Origin of the sequence: Faecalibacillus sp. MSK20_93, from assembly GCF_020589945.1 — a bacterium.
Classification (GTDB): Bacteria; Bacillota_I; Bacilli_A; order Erysipelotrichales; family Coprobacillaceae; genus Faecalibacillus; species Faecalibacillus intestinalis.
The window spans coordinates 1-3664 of sequence record NZ_JAJDKA010000102.1; the positions used below are offsets into that span (position 1 = coordinate 1).

The following is a 3664-nucleotide window of genomic DNA, read 5'->3' on the forward strand; positions in this document are numbered from 1 at the left end:
GGATCAGGAAATACTTGGTACTATGTAGACGCAGATGGAAAAATGGTAACAGGATTCCAAACGATTGCAGGAGCTAAATATTACTTTGCAGAAAGCGGATTAATGCAAACAGGATGGTTTAAAATCAATGGTGAATATTACTATGCAGCTTCAAGTGGCGTAATTAGTGCCCAATGGGTAAAATCAGGAAATAACTGGTATTATGTTGACGCTAATGGAAAGATGGTTACAGGAGTTTATAAAATCAATACAGTAGTTTATCGTTTTGATGCTAATGGTGTTTGGCTAGGATAATTTAATTCATTACAATTTAGTAGAAAGCAGCTCAGAAATATTTATTATATTATTTTTGAGCTGTTATATTTATAATTCAAGATATGAATGATTTATTGTTGTAAAGGTTAATTTAATATATACTTATTATGTATATATTTAATAGAAAGGAATTTTTTATACAAAAAGATTTGTGTAAAAAAGTAGTAGAAATTTAAATGGTAGAAACAAGTGTTATTATGGCAACTTATAAAGAAAGCATAGAATGTTTAAAACAGTCCATAGAATCAATTATTAATCAAACATATAATGATTTTGAATTTATTATTATTTTAGATAATCCAGATAATAAAGAACATATAGCATTTATAAATGATTATGTATGTAAGGATGAACGTATTAAATTCTATATAAATGATAAAAATATGGGGCTAACAAATACTTTAAATAGAGGACTTGAACTTGCTGAAGGAAAATATATTTGTAGAATGGATGCAGATGATATTTCTGAATTATATAGAATGGAACATCAAAAGAAGTATTTGGAAGAAAATGATTTTGATTTAATAGGTGGAATTTCACAAATGATCGATGAAGATGGAAATACTATTTATTCAATAAAAAAAGTTCCAACTGATTTTAAAAAGATAAAAAAATGTATTAAATATAATCAAGTTATTTCTCATCCAACATGGTTTGGTAAAAAAGAAGTATTTGATAAGTTAAATGGCTATAGAAATATGCCACTTTGTGAAGACTATGACTTTACATTAAGAGCAATACTTCAAGGATTTAAAATTTCTAATGTGAATGAATGTGTTTTAAAATATAGAATGACAAAGGATAGTATATCAAGATCAAATTTATTTGAACAATATTTATTTGCTAGATACATTACTAGACAATATAGTGAAGGAAAAGTAAGTGAAGTAGAAGAAGCTAAGGCGTATGTAAAGAAGAATTTAAGTGATAAAAATGCAAAGCATTATTTAAAAGGAAATGAGAGATTTAATAATGCATTAAATAACTTAGAAGAGAAACAATATATTCAATTTATAGCAAATGGTATTGCATTACTTTTTACTTCTAAATATTATCTTGATAAAATATTTAGATTTGTAATGGTTTATTTAAACTCATAATATATTAGTAGAATATTGATTAAAAAATTGGGTAGTAATACAAAAAAGTATTACTACTTTTTTGTATTTGAGTAGGGAAAAGGGGTGTTTGGTTTGAAAATATATAAACGAATATTTATGTGTAATATACTGTAGATAGGGAGGGAAGAACATAAGAAAAGTATTTTTAAAAGTAATGTGTATTACTATGTTATCTCTAGTTATGTCAATAACTATGTTATCATCAGTAAGCGCAAAAGAAGCGAGTATTGAATATCAGGGAGTATGGACTGATTATGCAGCTAAGGAATATGTTGCTGGTGATGGAACAAAGGAATCTCCATATTTAATTAAAGATGCTTCTGAATTAGCTTTATTAGCAAAAAATGTTAATGAAAAGGAAGAAAAAGATAAATATTATTAATCAATTTCTGATATTGATTTATCTGGACATTTTTGGAATCCAATTGGGGATGTAAAAAGAAAGCTAAATGTTTTTTATGGTGGAAATTATTTCTATGGCGTATTTGAAGGGAATAATCATACCATTAAAAATCTAAACATTATACAGAGTAATCCTAATGATGATAATTACTATTATGGATTATTTGCGTGGAATTCTGGAACAATTCAGAATTTAAATATAATAAACGCTAATATTGATTGTGATAGAGTTTCATATATTGGTGGAATTGCTAGTGTAAATGAAGGAGATATTAATCAGTGTTCGTTTGATGGCTCTGTTAGTGTAAGTAATGATGTAGGAGATATTGCTGGAATAGTAGGAAGACAAGTGAATGGCAGAACAGTAAATCATTGCAAAAATAAAGCACAGATAAAGGCAACAACTCAAGATTGTGATTATCTTGGAGGTATTTTAGGATTTAATGAAGACGGATATATTAAAGACTGTGTAAATGAAGGAGAGATTATTGGAAATAATCAAATTGGAGGAATTGCCGGAGAAAATGATGGATTTGATGGACATGGCTATATAGAACGATGTATAAATTTAGGTAACATTAAGGGAAACGAGATTATTGGAGGAATTACTGGAGAAAATCATAGAACAGCATCTATAATAAATTGTGAAAATATAGGGCATATAACAGGAAATGAGTATGCTGGAGGAATTTCAGGTGCTGCTGGCGTATTAGAAAAAGACAAAAAAGAAATAAGATATTGTATTAATATAGGAAAAATAGAATGTAATTCATATGGAAATGCAATTGTAGGAGCACTATATGCAGCATCTAGTGGTGTAATTACAGCTCAATGGGTAAAATCAGGAAATAACTGGTATTATGTAGACGTTGAAGGTAAGATGGTCACAGGAGATTATGAAATTAATGGAGTAGTTAATCATTTTGATGCTAATGGTGTTTGGATCAATTAAAAATTTAACCAGAAGACAGAGAATCTCTGCTTCTGGTTTTCTATTTTTTATAGATTATAACTAGTTTATTTTTTTGTATTTGTTATAATGTCAATTGTAAGACAAGAGGGGGATTGTATGAAAAAAGGTAAATTATTAAATATTGCTTTATCAATAGCGTTTATTAATATTTTATTTGTATGTTTTTCGATTATAAATGTTAATGCGGAAGAAGATACAGATACATTAAATACAAGTGATGGGTCGACTGTAATGGAATCTGGTTGGACGAATAAAGAGAATCAATGGTATTATTATGATCATGGTGAAAAGAAAACAGGATGGTTACATACGGATTATTGGTACTATTTAGATCAAGATGGAAAAATGGTGACAGGGTTAGCTTCTGTAGGAAATCAACAATATTACTTTAATCAATCAGGGGCCATGCAAACAGGATGGATCCAAGCAGATGGAACATACTATTATGCAAATAATAGTGGATATATTCAAAAAGGTTGGTTGCATAAAGGGCCTTGGTATTATTTAGACCAAGATGGAAAAATGGTCACAGGGTTAGCTTCTGTAGGAAATCAACAATATTATTTTGACCAATCAGGAGCTATGCAAACAGGATGGATCCAAGCAGATGGAACATACTATTATGCAAATAATAGTGGATATATTCAAAAAGGTTGGTTGCATAAAGGGCCTTGGTATTATTTAGACCAAGATGGAAAAATGGTCACAGGGTTAGCTTCTGTAGGAAATCAACAATATTATTTTGACCAATCAGGAGCTATGCAAACAGGATGGATCCAAGCAGATGGAACATACTATTATGCAAATAATAGTGGCTATATTCAAACAGGATGGTTGCATAAAGGATCATGGT

Annotated in this window: 3 protein-coding genes and 2 pseudogenes; all 5 read left to right on the plus strand. The window is 29.1% G+C overall.

The annotated features are described in order from the left end of the window. Window positions 1–294 (plus strand): annotated as a pseudogene (locus LJD34_RS15600) (N-acetylmuramoyl-L-alanine amidase family protein); the annotation flags it as partial. 197 nt (window positions 295–491) lie between these two features. After that, on the plus strand, window positions 492–1415 hold the full coding sequence (locus tag LJD34_RS15605) for a glycosyltransferase (protein ID WP_147580681.1): 924 nt from the start codon (window positions 492–494) through the stop codon (window positions 1413–1415). A 187-nt stretch (window positions 1416–1602) separates the two neighbouring features. Further along, a complete protein-coding gene (locus LJD34_RS15610) occupies window positions 1603–1818 on the plus strand; it encodes a hypothetical protein (protein WP_227360329.1) in 216 nt (71 codons plus the stop codon). A 369-nt stretch (window positions 1819–2187) separates the two neighbouring features. Beyond that, on the plus strand, window positions 2188–2790 hold the full coding sequence (locus LJD34_RS15615; protein WP_227360330.1) for a hypothetical protein: 603 nt from the start codon (window positions 2188–2190) through the stop codon (window positions 2788–2790). 117 nt (window positions 2791–2907) lie between these two features. Further along, window positions 2908–3664, plus strand: a pseudogene (locus LJD34_RS15620) (hypothetical protein); the annotation flags it as partial.

Bases quoted from the DNA above. Each gene is read 5' to 3' on its own strand.
- LJD34_RS15605 (WP_147580681.1), top strand. From the start codon at position 492: ATGGTAGAAACAAGTGTTATTATGGCAACTTATAAAGAAAGCATAGAA.
- LJD34_RS15610 (WP_227360329.1), top strand. From the start codon at position 1,603: ATGTTATCTCTAGTTATGTCAATAACTATGTTATCATCAGTAAGCGCA.